At 62.3% G+C, this 16463-nt stretch carries 4 protein-coding genes (1 of these 4 running past the window's edge); 3 read left to right on the top strand and 1 reads right to left on the bottom strand.

Annotated elements, in window-relative coordinates; genetic code table 11:
* The 3 genes from NH234_RS10590 to NH234_RS10600 all read left to right on the top strand — a co-directional run.
* Positions 1-6091: the 3' portion of a non-ribosomal peptide synthase/polyketide synthase gene (locus NH234_RS10590; RefSeq protein WP_367256449.1), read on the top strand. Its footprint begins 7415 nt before the window's first position; the window shows 6091 of its 13506 coding nt (coding positions 7416-13506); its start codon lies beyond the left edge, outside the window; it ends in the stop codon at positions 6089-6091.
* Positions 6088-9300 carry an amino acid adenylation domain-containing protein gene (locus tag NH234_RS10595; protein ID WP_367256450.1) on the top strand — a complete coding sequence of 1071 codons (3213 nt, stop codon included), beginning with the start codon at positions 6088-6090 and terminating at the stop codon, positions 9298-9300. The genes NH234_RS10590 and NH234_RS10595 overlap by 4 nt, the downstream gene beginning before the upstream one ends.
* Before the next feature lie 346 nt (positions 9301-9646).
* Positions 9647-12127 (top strand): TonB-dependent siderophore receptor, encoded by a 2481-nt coding sequence (locus NH234_RS10600; protein ID WP_367256451.1) that lies wholly within the window; start codon positions 9647-9649, stop codon positions 12125-12127.
* 163 nt (positions 12128-12290) lie between these two features.
* Here NH234_RS10600 and NH234_RS10605 read toward each other — a convergent pair whose 3' ends face one another.
* Positions 12291-16442, bottom strand: a complete 4152-nt coding sequence (locus tag NH234_RS10605; protein ID WP_367256452.1) for an amino acid adenylation domain-containing protein — start codon at positions 16440-16442, stop codon at positions 12291-12293.
* Positions 16443-16463 lie beyond the last annotated feature (21 nt).

The raw sequence follows: 16463 nt of genomic DNA on the forward strand, positions 1-16463 counted from the left end.
GATCAAGGCAATCAAGGAGCAACTGCGCGAGATTCCGGCCAAAGGCATCGGTTTCGGTGCCTTGCGTTATCTGGGCGACGACGCGGCGCGTCAGACCCTGCAAGCACTGCCGATGCCGCGCATCACCTTCAACTACCTCGGGCAGTTCGACGCCGGTTTTGCGGAAGATGGCGGCGCGCTGTTCAGCCCGGCCAATGAACCGGCCGGCGCCGAACAGAGCCCGTTGGCGACGCTGGGTAACTGGCTGACCCTCAACGGTCAGGTGTATGGCGGTGAGTTGAGTGTCGGCTGGACGTTCAGTTCGCAGATGTTCGATATCGCGACCATTCAGACGCTGGCCGATGCCTACGCGCAGGAATTGAAGGCGTTGCTGGAGCATTGCTGCCAGAGCGATAGCCATGGCGTAACACCGTCGGACTTCCCGCTGGCGCACCTGACTCAGCAGCAGCTCGATTCGCTGGCGCTGGCGCCGCAACAGATCGAAGACATCTATCCACTGTCGCCGATGCAGCAGGGCATGTTGTTCCACACCCTGTACGAGCAACAGGCCGGCGATTACATCAATCAGATGTGCGTCGACGTTCAAGGCCTGGACATCGAACGCTTCCGTGCGGCGTGGCAAGACGCGCTGGATGCCCACGATGTGCTGCGCAGCAGTTTTGTCTGGGACGGTGAGTTCCAGCGTCCGGTGCAAGTCATCCACAAGCACCTGACCGTGCCGTTCAGCGTGCTCGACTGGCGCGAACGCGCGGACCTGCCGCAAGCCATCGCCGCCCTGGCGCTGGCCGAACGGCAACAAGGTTTCGAACTGGGTGCCGCGCCGTTGTTGCGTCTGCGGGTGGTGCGTACCGCGGCCGATGCCTGCCGCCTTATCTACACCAGCCATCACATCCTGATGGATGGCTGGAGCAATTCGCAGTTGCTCGGCGAAGTGCTGCAACGCTACAGCGGTCAGCCACCGGCCAGCGGCGCGGGTCGTTATCGCGATTACATTCAGTGGCTGTCGCGACAGGACGCGCACGTCAGCGAAGCGTTCTGGAACACGCAGCTGGCCGATCTGCAGGAGCCGACCCGACTGGCGCGCGCGTTTGTCGCAGTGCAACCGGTCAAGGGCCGTGGCGAGCGTTTCCATGTGCTGGACGAGGTGCGCACGCGCCAGCTCAACGAGTTTGCCCGTGGCCACAAAGTCACCCTCAACACGCTGGTGCAAAGTGCCTGGCTGCTGCTGTTGCAACGCTTCACCGGGCTCGACACCGTCAGCTTCGGTGCGACCGTGTCCGGGCGTCCGGCGCAACTGGCCGGCGTCGAGCAACAGATCGGCCTGTTCATCAACACCTTGCCGGTGATCGCCAGTCCGCGTGCCGAGCAAACGCTGAGTGCCTGGTTGCAACAGGTGCAGGCGCAAAACCTCGCACTGCGCGAGCAGGAACATACGCCGCTGTTCGAGATCCAGCGCTGGGCCGGGCAGGGCGGTGAAGCGCTGTTCGACAACATTCTGGTGTTCGAAAACTACCCGGTGTCCAAAGCGCTGCAACAAGGTGCGCCGCAGGATCTGCGCTTTGGCGAAGTGGCCAATCACGAACAGACCAACTACCCGCTGACCCTGGCGGTCAGCCTTGACGACCAGCTGTCGCTGCACCTGAGTTTTGACCGTGAGCAGTTCGACGGGCGTTCGGTCGAACAACTGGCGAACCAGCTCGATCACCTGCTGCTGCAGATGGTGCAGGCACAGTCCTCGACCTGTCTCGGCGAACTGGCCCTGGCGGCCGGGCCGATGCTTGCCGCCATCGACGCACCGGCCAGCGAACATTGCGTACATCAGTGGTTTGAACGGCAAGTGGCACAAACCCCGGACGCCATTGCCCTGATGTTCGAAGACCGGCAACTGACTTACGCCGAGCTCAATGCGGCCGCCAACCGTGTGGCCCACGGTTTGTTGCAACACAACGTCGGCTGCGATGTGCTGGTGGGGATTGCGGTTGATCGTTCGATGGACATGATCATCAGTCTGTTGGCCGTGCTCAAGGCGGGTGGTGCCTATGTGCCGCTGGACCCTGGCTACCCTGCCGACCGTCTGCTGGCAATGATCGAAGACAGCGGCCTGCGCCTGATGCTCAGTCAGCAACACCTGCTGCAGCGGCTGCCCTCGGTGGCCGGTGTGCGCACGCTGACCGTGGACGGCGATGCATGGCCGTTGCTCGACAGCAACCCGACACCCGTCGTGCACGGGCAGAGCCTGGCTTACGTGATGTTCACCTCCGGCTCGACCGGGCGCCCGAAAGGCGTGGGCATCAGCCGCGCCACGCTGGCGCGACACACCCGTGTGTCCGAAGCCTACAAAGGCCTGTCGGCCAGTGATCGGGTGCTGCAATTTGCCACGTTCAACTTCGACAGTTTTGTCGAGCAGGTCTACCCGGCGCTGATCTGCGGCGCGGCGGTGGTGTTGCGCGGCAACGAGGTGTGGGACAGCGAAACCCTGTATCAGCAAATTATCGACCGGGACATCAGCATCGCCGACCTGACCACGGCGTACTGGAACGTGGTGGTGCAGGACTTCGCCGACCACGGCCCGCGTGACTACGGCCGTCTGCGCCAGATGGTGGTGGGCGGTGAAGCCATGCCGCCGCAAGGCATCGCGGCGTACCAGCGTGCCGGGCTTGAGCAGGTGCAACTGATCAACGCCTATGGCCCGACTGAAGCGACGGTCACCAGCACCGTACTCGACTGCGTCGACTACGTGCAGGGCGGCCAGCCGCTGCCGGTGGCATTGCCGATCGGTCATGGTCTGGCAGGGCGCACGATTCATATCCTCGACAGCGCCGGACAGCCGGTGCCGCAAGGTGTGGTGGGCGAGTTGCTGATCGGTGGCGAGCTGTTGGCGCGGGGCTATTTCCAGCGTCCTGAGCTGACGGCTGATCGCTTCCTGCCTGATCCGTTCAGCACGGTGGGCGGACGGCTGTATCGCACCGGCGATCTGGCGCGGGTCAACGCCGATGGATTGATCGAATACGTCGGGCGTCTCGATCATCAGGTCAAGGTGCGCGGTTTCCGCATCGAACTGGGCGAGATCGAGACTTGCCTGTTGCATCAGGACGGTGTGCGTCAGGCGCTGGTGCTGGCACAGCCGGGGGCGGGTGGTCAGCAACTGGTGGCTTATGTCGTGCCGCACGACGAATCACTGGCCAGCAACGCTGATGCGACATGGCTGCAAGCATTGCGCGACGGGCTGAAAAACCGCCTGCCGGACTACATGCAACCAAGCCATGTCCTGCTGCTGACGCAATTGCCAATCGGCCCGAGCGGCAAGCTGGATCGCAAGGCCTTGCCACTGCCGGACAGCCAGGTGTCGAGCGAAGATTTCGTCGCGCCACAGGGCCAGCTGGAGCAACAGATCGCTCAGGTCTGGCAGGACGTGCTGGAGCGCGGGCAGATCGGGCGCAACGAGCATTTCTTCGAAGCCGGCGGTCATTCGTTGCTGGCGACCCAGGCCGTCTCGCGCTTGCGCAAGGTCACCGGTCTGACGCTGAGCCTGCGCGATTTGTTCGGCGCGCCGGTGCTCAAGGATCTGGCGGTGGTCATGCAGGCCAACGTCGGGGCGGAGCTGGCGGCGTTCGATTCGCGTCAGGTCGAGCTCAAGGCTCATGGCACCAAGAGCAGCGCGCCGTTGTCGCTGGTGCAGCGCCGCTTGTGGATTGCCGAGCAGTTGTCCGGCGGCACGTCCGCTTATGGCATGCCGATGGCGTTGCGCTTGCGCGGTGATTTGTCGGTACAGCGTCTGCTGGCGAGTTTCGCCGAAGTGGTGCGGCGCCATGAGGTGTTGCGCACCGCCTATGTGCAGGACGACGAAGGCGATCCGATTGCCGTGATCGTCGATGAGGTCGAGCTGGATTTCCCGCTGGTCGATCTGTCCGGCCTGTCGCGCAGCGATCAGGAAGAACAGGTGGCGCAAGCCGTCCTCGACAACGCCAACACGCCGATCGACATGGAGCAGGCGCCGCTGTTGCGCGGACGCATCCTGCACCTGAGTGCGAGCGAACATGTGTTGCTGTATTCGATGCACCACATCATTTCCGATGGTTGGTCGATGGGCGTGTTGATCAACGAACTGGTGGAGATCTACGACCGTGCCAGCGCTGGCGAACCGCATGCCTTGCCGGCACTCGCCGTGCAGTATTCAGACTTTGCCTTGTGGCAACAGGCGCTGGAACAGCAAGGCGTGCTCGGTCAGCAGGCGACGTTCTGGAAAGAACAACTGGCGGGCTACAACGGCCAGCTCGGCCTGCCGCTGGACAATCCGCGCGGTGCGACGCCGTCCTACGCTGGCGACGCGGTGCAGTTTGCCCTCGGAGCTCAGTTGAGTCGCGACGTCCGGGCGCTGGCCTCACGGGCCGGTGTCACGCTGTACAGCACGTTGCTGGCGTCGTTCCAGGTATTGCTGCACCGCGTCAGCGAAGGCACCGACGTGTTGGTTGGTGCCGACGTGGCCGGGCGCGAGCGGGCGGAGCTGGAGCACTTGATCGGCTTCTTCGTCAACGTGCTGCCGCTGCGTTCGCGGTTTGCGAGTGAGGCCTCGTTCCGCGGCTTCCTGACGCAGACCCAGGACACGCTGTTGCAAGCGCTGGAGCACCAGGACCTGCCGTTCGACATGATCGTCGATGCGTCGGGCGTGCCGCGTCACAAGGGCATGAACCCACTGGTGCAGGTGCTGTTCGTGATGAACAACCTGCCGGGACGCACCCAGGCCATGGGCGGTTTGAACGTCGAAGCGCTGCCGTCGCTGGAGACCCATTCTAAATTCGACATGGCATTGTTCGTTGACGAAGAAGAAGGGCAATTGCTGGGTAATTGGCAATTCGCCACAAGCTTGTTCGGACATGAGCGCATTCAGTACCTGGTCAAGGCCTGGATAGCCCTGTTGGAACAGATCGTCGCTGATCAGGACATTCAATTGGGAGCTATCAGCATGCCAGTCGACAATTTAGCAGCGGCCACCCGGCCGACTGCCCCCGGACCCAAGGCCGACAAACTGGGCAAATTCCTCAAGCGCGGCGCCGCCCCGGTGGCCAAGGTACGCCCGGCGCCGGTGCGTGAAACGTTGATGGCGGCGCCACAACCGTTCCCGCTGCTGGTGGAACCGAACGAGCCGCAGCTGGACCTGATCGAGTGGATCAAGAACAACCGGCCGCTGATCGAGTCGAAGCTCGCCACCCACGCCGGCATTCTGTTCCGCGGTTTCGAACTCGACGGCATTCAGGGTTTTGAAGCTTTCGCCGAAGCGATCCAGCCCGGTCTGTACGGCCAATACGGCGATCTGCCGAAGAAGGAGGGCGGCAAGAACACTTACCGCTCCACGCCGTACCCGGAACGCAAGATGATTCTGTTCCACAACGAGAGCTCCCATCAGGACCGCTGGCCGCGCAAGCAGATGTTCTATTGCGAAGTGGCGGCACCGATTGGCGGCGCGACACCGGTGGTGGATTGCCGCTTGATGTACGAAAAACTGCCGGCGGATCTGCGCGACAAGTTCGAGGAAAAAGGCCTGCTGTATGTGCGCACCTTCACCGACAAACTGGACGTGTCGTGGCAGCACTTCTTCAAGACCGAAGATCGCGCCGAAGTCGAGGCTCGTTGCCGGGCTGGCGGTATCGAATGGCGCTGGCTGGACAATGACGAACTGCAAACCCGCACCCCGGCCCCGGCGATCATTCGCCACCCGGTGACCGGTGCGAAATCGTTCTTCAATCAGGTGCAACTGCACCACATCTACTGGCTGGAGCCGGATGTGCGTGAAGATCTGTTGTCGATGTTCGGTCTGGAGCGCATGCCGCGCCATGTTTACTACGGGGATGGCACGCCGATCGAAGACGAGGTGATGCGGCGTATCGGCGAGCTCTACGAAGCGTGCGCGGTGCGGTTCGACTGGCAGAAGGGCGACGCCATTCTGCTCGACAACATGCTGGTTGCGCATGCCCGCGATCCGTTCGAAGGCCCACGCAAGATTGTCGTGGCCATGGGTGACATGTTCGACCACAGCGACTTGCAAGGCGCCCGTGGCGAGCCGGTCCGCGCAACCGAAGGAACAGAGGCATGAACGAGGTGGTGATGGAACAACAGGACGTGGGGCAAGCGTTGACCCCCGAGCAGCAGATGCTCTGCGATCAACTGCCGGGTGCTGCGTGCTGGGCCGATGCCGCACGTTTCCTGCGCATCGATGTTGCTGGCGAACTCGACGTGGCGCGCCTGCAAGCGGCCTTCGACCACGTGCTGGCGCAGCAACCGATGTTGTTGGCCCGGCTGGCCAAGGCTCCGGGTTTTCATGGCCTGCGTCAGTTCACCGTTGTCACCGAGAGCTTTCCGCTGACGGTACAAAACGCACCGGCCAGCGAAGCCGAGATTCAGGCGCAATTGACCGAATGGGCACAGCGCGCCTTTGTGCCCGGCGAATCCGCCGGCGTGCAAGCGGTGTTGTACGCGCTGCCCGAACAGCGTTGGACGCTGCTGCTGGGCGCGGCCCGTCACAGCCTGGACGACAACGCGCTGACACTGGTCTATCAGCAGTTGCTGCGCGCGTATGAACAGCCTGAATGGCCTGAGGACGAAGAGGCGGGTGAGTTTGGTCAGTATCTGGAATGGCGTAGCGAAGTGATCCTCGACGAGGATGCCGCGACCGCCCGGGCGTATTGGCAGGCACAACTCAATGGCGTCGATGCGAGCTTGTCGACGCCTTGGCTGGCGGCGCGCGAATCCACGGTGTCGGGCACTGATTCGGCAACCCTCAATAACCCACTCGACGCAGCATTGATCGCCGGGCTTGAGCGTCTGGCGCAGACCGTTGCACAACCGGTTACGGTGCTGATGCAAAGCGCCTGGTGGTTGTTGCTGGCGCGTTTGAGCGGTCGTGACGAAGTGTTGATGGGGTGGCGCCACGATGGTCGTGAAGACTATGAGTATTTCTCTGGCGCGCTTGGCGTGTTCGAGAAAACCTTGCCGCTGAATCTGCCTGTGGATGCCGATCAGTCGTTCACGCAATGGCTGCCGACAGTCGCCGCGCGCCTGGAAGAACATCGGCTCTGGCAGGAATACTGGGGCCCTGAACTGCAACCGGCGGCTGCGCGCCCGGCCTATGGTTTTGCGTTGCATCGTCAGGCACAGCCGGTGGCGATCGGCGCGACCCGCTGCACAGCGCAACGGGTGGAAACCGGGCGTGGTGGCGTATTCGAGTTGCTGCTGAAAGTGCAGTTGAACGCGGAAAACGTGGCCAGCGCGGTGGCGCTTGAATATGCCGCGCAGCGCTACAGCGTGGCGTCGATGCAGGTGCTGCTGGGTCAATACGTCACGCTGCTGGGTCAGCTCGTTGCCGACGCACACGCGCCGTTGAATGCGATCAGCCTGCTGACCGAGGCCGAGCGTCAGCGCTTGCTGTCGATCAATCCGTCGGCACGTGTCTGGGCCGATACCCCGTTGCTGCCACAACGCATCGCCAAATGGGCGCAGTCCACGCCAGAGGCGCTGGCACTGACCGATGAGGCCGGCCGCCTGAATTACGCGCAGTTACAGGCGCAGGTCGAGCGACTGGCGGCAGGCTTGCATGCCGAGGGTGTGGGCAGTGATTCGGTCGTCGCACTGGCGTTGCCGCGTTCAGCGGCACTGGTGGTGGCGATGCTCGCGATCTGGCGGGTCGGCGCGGCGTATCTGCCGCTGGATCGCCAATGGCCGCTGGCACGTCAGCAACTGATGATCGAGCAAGCGCGTGCAGGCCTGTTGCTGACCGATGCCACGCAGATCGCTGAATGGCACGACAGCACGCTGCCGGTGCGTTCCATCGATCAATTGCTGGCAGCGGAAGCTGTACCGGCGCCGGCCCATGAGGCCCAGGGCAGTGATCTCGCCTACGTGCTGTTCACTTCGGGTTCTACCGGCATGCCGAAAGGCGTGTTGATCGAACATCGGCACCTGCTCAATTACACCGCCAGTGTCAGCACGGCACTGGGGCTGGACAGTCACCGGCACTTCGGTCTGACCTCCACGGTGGCGGCAGATCTGGGCAACACCACGTTGTTCGGTGCGCTGTTCAACGGGGCGGCGCTGCACGTGGCCAGCGATGAATGCATGCAGGACGCACAGGCATTCGCCGGTTATCTGCAAGAGCGTGCCATCGACTGCCTGAAAATCGTGCCGTCGCATCTGGCGGCGCTGCTCGACAGCGACACGCCGCGTTTGCCGCGAACCCTGGTACTGGGCGGGGAAGCCATTGCCGCACCGCTGATCCAGCGAATCGCGCAGGTGCGCAGCGACTGTCAGGTGTTCAACCACTACGGCCCGACCGAAACCACGGTCGGCGTGATGGTGCACAAGCTTGCGCCGGGGCAGGGCGCCGGTCTGCTGAGCCAGATGCTCGACAACAATCAGGTGTACGTGCTCGACGCGCAGCAGCAATTGGCACCGGTCGGTGTCGTTGGCGAGTTGTATGTTGGCGGTGCGCAGCTGTTTCGCGGCTACGTCAATGTCGACGCCGAGGCGGGATTGTTGATCGATAACCCGTTCATCAACGGCGAACGCCTGTATCGCACGGGCGATCTTGCGCGCTACTCACCTGAAGGCGCGATTGTCCTGCACGGGCGGCGCGATCATCAGATCAAGGTGCGCGGTTTCCGCATCGAACTGACCGAAGTCGAGGCGCAACTGCTTCGCCTGCCATCCGTGCAGGAGGCGGTGGTGATTGCCGGGGACAGTCCCGAGCAAGGCTTGCAGGCATTTGTCGTGGCGCGTGAATCGCTGGCGGCGGACAGTCTGCGTGAGCAATTGGCGCAACAACTGCCGGCGGTGATGGTGCCGCAGCAGATTCGCTTCATCGAGCGCCTGCCACGGCTGGCCAACGGCAAGATCGACCGCAAGGCTTTGCAGCAACTGGCCGATCAAGGCGTCGACGGCGATTACGTCGCGCCGCGAGACGCCCTCGAAATCTTGCTGGCCGGGCGCATGGCGCAACTGCTCGGTCAGGATCGCCTGAGCATCGAACGCGACTTTTTCGCCGCCGGTGGCCACTCGTTGCTGGTGATCAAACTGGTCGCGGGTATTCGCAAGCTGTTGCAGTGCGAAATCCATCCCGGCGTGGTCTTCGACCATCCGACCGTGGCCGGGCTCGCGCAGGCGTTGCGCGGTCAGGAAGCGAGTCCCGGGCAACTGGACAAACTGGCTCAGGCGCGGCTGCGTCTTGAATCGATGAGTCCCGAGGAAAAAGCCCTGCTGACCGAAAAGGCCCGGCAGCTGCAAGCCGCCAAGGTGGCCCAGGACGTTTAACCGTCCGGCCAGGAAAAACCGTCGCCTCAGTGCGACGGTTTTTTTTAATTTATTTCACAAATGATAAACAAACGCATTCCGGTTTTTCCGGTCTGCTCCGTCTTACTTACGTAAGCGCGTGAAATGACTCGAAAAAGGGCCTTTTCAGTCAGGTTTTCACGCGGCAACAAACGGATTTCTTACGCAACCCATGACCGGCTCGCGCCACTGCGCGGGCGACTGCTGCCCGGGGAGGGGCCAGTCGATCGATTCACATGATTGAACGATCCCGGCGCGCGGATGTGCATTTCGAGGGGCGCTCGGCGGCCCGCAGGCTTTTCCACTTCGACCAATAATAGAGAGCACAATGTCCGCAATTCACGAATTGAAACCCCTGTTCAAGGCCCTGGTGATTTCCCGAACGTTGCGCTCGCGCTCTGTGCTGGCGGGGATGGGCATGGCGTGCCTGCTGCCGCTCAGCGCTCAGGTCCAGGCCGAAGACAAAGCCTTCAATATCGCGGCACAGTCCCTGCCACAGGCGCTGCAAGCGTTTGGCGAGCAGAGCAACATGCAAGTCATCTACAGCGCCGATGATCTGGCGGGCCTCAAGAGCTTTGCAGTCAAAGGCAACATGACGCCGGAGTCGGCCATCGGCCAGCTCCTGCGCGGCACCGATGTGCGTTTCACCGTGGAAGGCAACACCCTGATGCTGGTGCGCAGTGGCAGCGCCAAAGGTCTGGAACTGGGTGCCACCACGATCAACGCCACCTCGCTGGGCACCACCACCGAAGGCACCAATTCCTACACCACCGGTGCCGTGACCATCGGCAAGGGCCAGCAGAAACTCAAGGACATCCCGCAGTCAGTCAGCGTCCTGACCCGCAAGCGCATGGATGACCAGAACATCAGCAATCTGACCCAGGCCGTCGAGGCCACCACTGGCCTGACCGCGCTGAAGTCACCGGGCCCGGGTATCTTCATTTACTCCCGTGGTTTCGACATCGAAGCGATCCAGTACGACGGCGTGCCGATCCCGCGCAACGTGTATGCGCTGGGCAGCTACATCACCGAAAACATGGCGATCTACGACCGCATGGAAGTAATCCGTGGCGCGGCCGGCCTGCTGCAAGGCGCGAACAGCCCGGGCGGCGCGATCAACATGGTGCGCAAGCGCGGCCAGGCCGAACCGACCGTAACCCTCACCGCCAAGGCGGGCAGCTGGGATCGTTATGGCTCACAGGCTGACGTGGGCGGCCCGTTGAACGATGCCGGCACCATTCGTGGTCGCGCAGTGGTCAACTATGAAAAAGACCACTCGTTCACCGACTACGCCTGGAACTGGGAACAGACCGTGTACGGCGCCCTGGACTTCGACCTGGACGAAGACACCGTGCTCGGCATCGGTTTCAGCAACAAGAAGAGCCACGGCCGTCCGTACCTGCTGGGCCTGCCGCGCTACGCCGACGCCAGCAACATCAACCTGCCGCGCTCGACCTACACCGGTGCAACCTGGAACCGTTCGATGAACGACCAGACCGCGGTGTACGCCGACCTTGAACATCACTTCAACGACAGCTGGAAAATCAAGGCCTCGGCCATCGCCATGAATGAGTCGAACGAGGCGACCTACCAGTTCATCGCCGGCGTGGTACCGGTCGGTGGCAGCACCGGTCCGCGTTTCTCCGACTACGCGACCGACTTTTCCAACAAGAACCGTGCGTTCGACATCTACCTCGACGGCCAGTTTGAAGGCTTCGGCTTCAAGCAAGGCCTGACCGTTGGCGCCAACTACTCCAAGTTCACCAGCGATGATCAATACGCTCGCCAGTTCACCCCGGGCGTAGACATCTTTGACATCGATCACAACCGTCCGCAGAAGTCGTTCGACATGATCGCCGACGCCGCCAACCTGGCCGTGAGCACCTACGATGTTCGCCAGAAAGGTCTTTACGGCAGTTACCGGATCAACCTGACCGACCCACTGACCCTGATTCTCGGTGCGCGTACCAGCTGGTACGACTACTCCTTCGACCAGGACAACTACTTCGCCCGCGAACTGCAGGAAGGCGGCGAGAAGAACTCGATCAAGAGCACCGGCCGCGTAACGCCTTACGTCGGCATGGTGTATGCGCTGAACGAACAGTGGTCGGCCTACGGCAGTGTTGCCGAGGTGTTCATTCCGCAAACCCAGCTGACCAAAGAGAAGACCGCGCTCAAGCCGATCGAAGGCACCAACTACGAGCTGGGTATCAAGGGCGAGCTGATGGATGGCCGCTTCAACACCTCCCTGGCGTTGTTCCGCTACATCCAGAAAAACCGCGCCGTGTCTGACCTGACCACCGACATCGAAGGGCCGGAGGCCTGCAACGGCTGGTACTGCTCGACAGCGTCGGGCAAGGTTCGCAGCCAGGGCCTGGAAGCGGAAATCGCCGGTGAACTGTTCGATGGCATGCAGATCTCCAGCGGCTATACCTACAACACCACCAAGTTCCTCGAAGACTCCGACCTCAAGGGCAAGCGTTTCGCCACCGGTACGCCGATGCACATGTTCCGCCTGTGGGGCGACTACACCCTGCCGGGTGATTTCCACAAGGTCAGCGTCGGTGCCGGCGTGAATGCCCAGAGCAGCACGCTCAGCTTCGACCGCAGCTTCGATCTGCCGGGCTTTGCCATCTGGGGTTCGCGCGTTGCCTACCAGGCCACCGACGAGGTCAACCTGGCCGTCAACCTGAACAACATGTTCGACAAGCGCTACATCATTCCGGCGTTCGCCCAGATCAACAGCAACAGCTACTACGGCGACCCGCGTAACGTGATGTTCAGCGTGACGTACAAACCGCAGTTCTGATCCATCGGTCATACCCAAACCCGGTCTGCCATTGCAGGCCGGGTTTTTTATTGCCCTGAATAAATCGGCGGCGCCTGGCTTCAGGGTGGATGCACGAAAGGCCTCCAAAGAAAAACCCCGTCAATCAAGGACTGACGGGGTTTTTGGGGCTTGCGCGGAGGGCTCAGCGCACTCGACTGTTGCTCAGGAACGTATCGATCAGGGGGGCAAGCAATTCATCCTGAAAGATCATGCTGCGGTGTTCCAGCGGTGACAGCTGCGAGCAGTTCAGTTCGCCCGTTTGGCTGTAGCGCTGGATCAGCGCCTGGCTGAAGACCAGTTCTTCTGCGGTTTTTTCCGGTACCGCCCACCAGCAACTCGGTTTGACCCGAAGTGGCTTGTAGGTGAAGGTCTCGAAGGCTTCCACCAGACGCTCGTGCACCGAGAACGCCTGGGCGTTCATGACTTCACTCTTGATGTTCTGCACGGTGGCCAGCAAGTCACCTTGACCCGGTTCGACCTGACCGGCTGCCCAGTCATAGAAGTCTTTGACGCTGCCGTGCGGCGTCGTTTGCAGGTAGGCGGTGGTGCGCAGTGCCAGGGTCGGGAACAACAGGTTGAAGTAGTGCACGGCGTCGAGCACTTCTTCCGAGGTGATGCCGAGCGCTTCGTCGTCCGGTCGCTGGAAGCGTGACAGGTCGGCGGGGAAGGCCGAAGCCGGCACGGTGCCGTCGACCAGCCCGAGGAACGCCACTTCATGACCCTGAGACTCCAGCGTCGCAGCCACGTCCATGGCCAGCGGGCCACCCAGCGACCAGCCCATCAGGTGATAAGGCCCCTGCGGTTGAGTGTTGACGATTTCACGGCTGTAGTCGGCGATCATCTCCGACCAGGTTTGCGCGTCGTTGTGTTGTTGCGAGAAGCCGCGATGCATCACGCCGTAAACTTTCGCCCGATTGTTCAAGCGTTTGGCCAGCGGCTGATAGCAGAATACGATGCCACCGCTGGGGTGCAGGCAGAACAGCGCCGGTGCATCGGCCGGTGCGTTGTTGAGTTCGATCACGCATTGCGCGGTTGCGAAATGCTGGCGGGCGACGAAAGCGGACAGTTCGCCGATGGTCGGGTTAGCCAGCAGCTCTTGCAAACGTACTTCGATGTCGAGCTGCGCCTTCAGTTGAGCGATCAACTGGATCGCGAGAATCGAATGGCCGCCTAACTCGAAGAAGTTGTCGGTGATCCCCACGCGTTCGATGTTCAACGACTGCTGCCAAAGACTGGCCAGCGCTTCTTCCAGCGGATTGCCCGGCGCCACGTAGCTGCGTTGCCAGAGGCTGGCGTCCGGTTCCGGCAGTGCCTTGCGGTCAAGTTTGCCGTTGGCGTTCAACGGGAAGCGCTCAAGGAACAACAGGTGCGCAGGCACCATGTAATCGGGCAATTGCGCACGCAGTGCGGTGATCAGGGTGTCGCGCAGTTCCGTCGAATCCGCAGCGATGACGTAGGCCACCAATTGCAGGCCGCTCGGACCTTCGTGGGTCAGCACCGCGCAATCCTGCACCTGCGGCTGATCGAGCAGACGCGCTTCGATCTCGCCCAGTTCGATGCGGAAACCACGGATTTTTACTTGATGGTCGATTCGCCCGACGTATTCGATGCTGCCGTCGTTGCAGTACTTCGCGAGGTCGCCGGTACGGTACAGACGCCCACCCTGAACACTGTCGAACGGGTCGGGGATGAAACGTGTGGCGGTCAGGTCGGTGCGGTTCAGGTAGCCTCGGGCGAGCCCGGCGCGACCGATGTACAGCTCGCCGGTGCAGCCTTTGGCGACCGGGTTGAGGCCTTCATCCAGCAGATACCAGGACAGGTCGGCAATCGGCACGCCGATGGGGCTGGCGGATTCGGTCTCCAGGTCAGCCAGTGACAGCGGCCGGTAGGTTACGTGAACGGTGGTTTCGGTGATGCCGTACATGTTGATCAGTTGCGGGGCCTGATCGCCGAAGCGCTCGAACCAGGGGCGCAGGCTTTTCACCTCGATCGCCTCTCCGCCGAAAATCACGTAGCGCAGTTGCTGGGTCAACGGCTGGTCAGGTTCGCAGGCTACTTTCATCAGTTGTTTGAACGCCGACGGCGTCTGGTTCAGCACGCTGACGTTCTCTTCGCAGAGCAGCGTGTAGACGTCTTGCGGAGAGCGGCTGACTGCGTGCGGCACGATGACCAGGCGACCTCCGTACAGCAGCGCACCAAAGATCTCCCAGACCGAGAAGTCGAAGGCATAAGAGTGGAACAGGCTCCAGACATCGTTCTGATTGAAGCCGAACCAACCGCTGGTGGCTTCGAACAGGCGCACCACATTGTGATGCGGCAGCAGGGCGCCCTTGGGTTTTCCGGTCGAGCCGGAGGTGTAGATCACGTACGCCAGATTGTCCGGCCCCACGGCCACTTCGGGGTTGTGCTCGGCGACGTCGGTCAGGCTCGTGGCATCGTCGAGCAGCACGCAGCGTACGTGGGCGGGCAATGGCAATTGCTCGCGCAGATGGCTCTGGGTCAGGACCCAATCGATGCGGCTGTCCTCGATCATGTAGGCCAGACGATCAGCCGGGTAGGCCGGGTCCAGTGGCACATAGGCGCCGCCGGCCTTGAGAACCGCCAGCAGGCCGATCAGCATCTGCGGCGAGCGCTCGGCGGCGATGCCCACCAGCACATCCGGGCCGACACCGTTGGCGATCAAGCGGTGGGCCAGACGGTTGGCCTGGCGGTTGAGCTCGGCGTAACTGACCTGTTGTTCGCCGAAGGTCAGGGCGATGGCGGTGCCATTGCGCGCGACCTGGGCTTCGATCAACTGGTGCAGGCACAGCGACGGGGCGATTCGAGCCTGTTGCGGGTTCCATTCGGCGAGGGTCTGCCGCTGCTCTTCGGCATCAAGCAGTTGCAATTCGTCCAGGCGCCAATCGGGACGGGCGATCAGTTGCAGCAGCAGTTGCTGCCAGTGCCGGGCCATGCGCTCGATGGTGGCGGGGGTGTAGAGGTCGCGGCTGTATTCGAACGTGGCTTGCAGGTTCTGCGGGCTGAAGTCGACGTCCAGCGACAGATCAAACTTGGCCTGGCTTTCGCCGGCATCCAGAAACTGCAGGTTCAGCCCGCCCCATTCCACGGCCGCCGGCTCGCCGCCGTCCGTGCGCCAGTTGAACAACACCTGGAACAGCGGATTGAGCGAGGTGGCACTGCCGCGTTGCAGTTGATCGAACAACAACTCCAGCGGGTAATCGGCGTGTTCCAGCGTCGCCAGCGAATGCGCGCGCAAGGCTTGCAGGAAGTCCCGCACCGATTGCTGGCCGTCGAGCGTCGCCTTGTACACCTGACTGCTGACAAAAAAGCCCACCAGTTCCTGGCTGTCACTGCGGTTGCGGCTGGCATTGGGCACGCCGACGGTGAATTCGCGCTGCTGACTGTAACGGCCGAGCAGCAGTTGCCACGCGCCCATCGCCAGCACGAACGGGGTCAGGCCCTCGTTTTGGCAGAAACGGTTGAGGGCTTGCAGCGCTGTGGGCGCAAGGCTCAGGGAATGACGCCAGGCCAAATGTTGCTGGCCTTCGACGCGGGCATAATCGACCGGCAGCTCAAGCGCTGGCAGTTCGCGGCCCAGATACTGACGCCAGTAATGGTCGGCGCGCTTGCAGGCCACGCTGTCGATGTACTCGCCGCGTTGCCACTGCGCGTAGTCGCTGTACTGGATCGGCAACTGGCTCAGCACCGGGCTGAGGCCGGCACTGGCTTGCGCATAGGCGCGCGCCAGATCCTGCATGAGGATTGCGTTGGACCAGGCGTCGGACACGATGTGGTGCATGTTCAGCAGCAACACGTGTTCACGCTCGGCTGTCTTGATCAGGGTGGTGCGGATCAGCGGTGCGCGGCTCAGGTCGAACGGTTGCAGGGCCTGGGTTTGCAGGCGTTGTTCGAGGTGCAGGCTACGGGTGTCCTCATCCAGCAAGGAAAGGTCCTGGCGCTTTAGGTTCAGGCGTGCCTGGCGCTCGACCACCTGGGTCGGCACGCCGTCGATTTCGCGAAAGGCAGTGCGCAGGATGTCGTGGCGGTCGATCACCGCGTTGAGCGCGGTTTCCAGCGCCTGCGGATCGAGGTCGCCGTCCAGGCGCAAGGCGCGTGGCAAGTTGTAGGCGGCATTCGCCGGCGCCTGTTGCTGCACCAGCCACAGACGTTGCTGGGCGTACGACAGCGGCGCCCGATCCAGGCGCGCGCGGCGGTTGTCTACCGGGTCTGGCTCGACGGCGTCGGCATCGGCCAACAGCAGTGCCAGCAGGTCATCATCAAGAAGTTCGTTCATGGCTTTCTCTTAACACTCGAC

It is taken from the genome of Pseudomonas sp. stari2, from assembly GCF_040760005.1.
Lineage (GTDB): Bacteria > Pseudomonadota > Gammaproteobacteria > Pseudomonadales > Pseudomonadaceae > Aquipseudomonas.

Coding starts and splice junctions, on each gene's coding strand:
- NH234_RS10595 (WP_367256450.1), top strand. CDS start 6,088: ATGAACGAGGTGGTGATGGAACAACAGGACGTGGGGCAAGCGTTGACC.
- NH234_RS10600 (WP_367256451.1), top strand. CDS start 9,647: ATGTCCGCAATTCACGAATTGAAACCCCTGTTCAAGGCCCTGGTGATT.
- NH234_RS10605 (WP_367256452.1), bottom strand. CDS start 16,442: ATGAACGAACTTCTTGATGATGACCTGCTGGCACTGCTGTTGGCCGAT.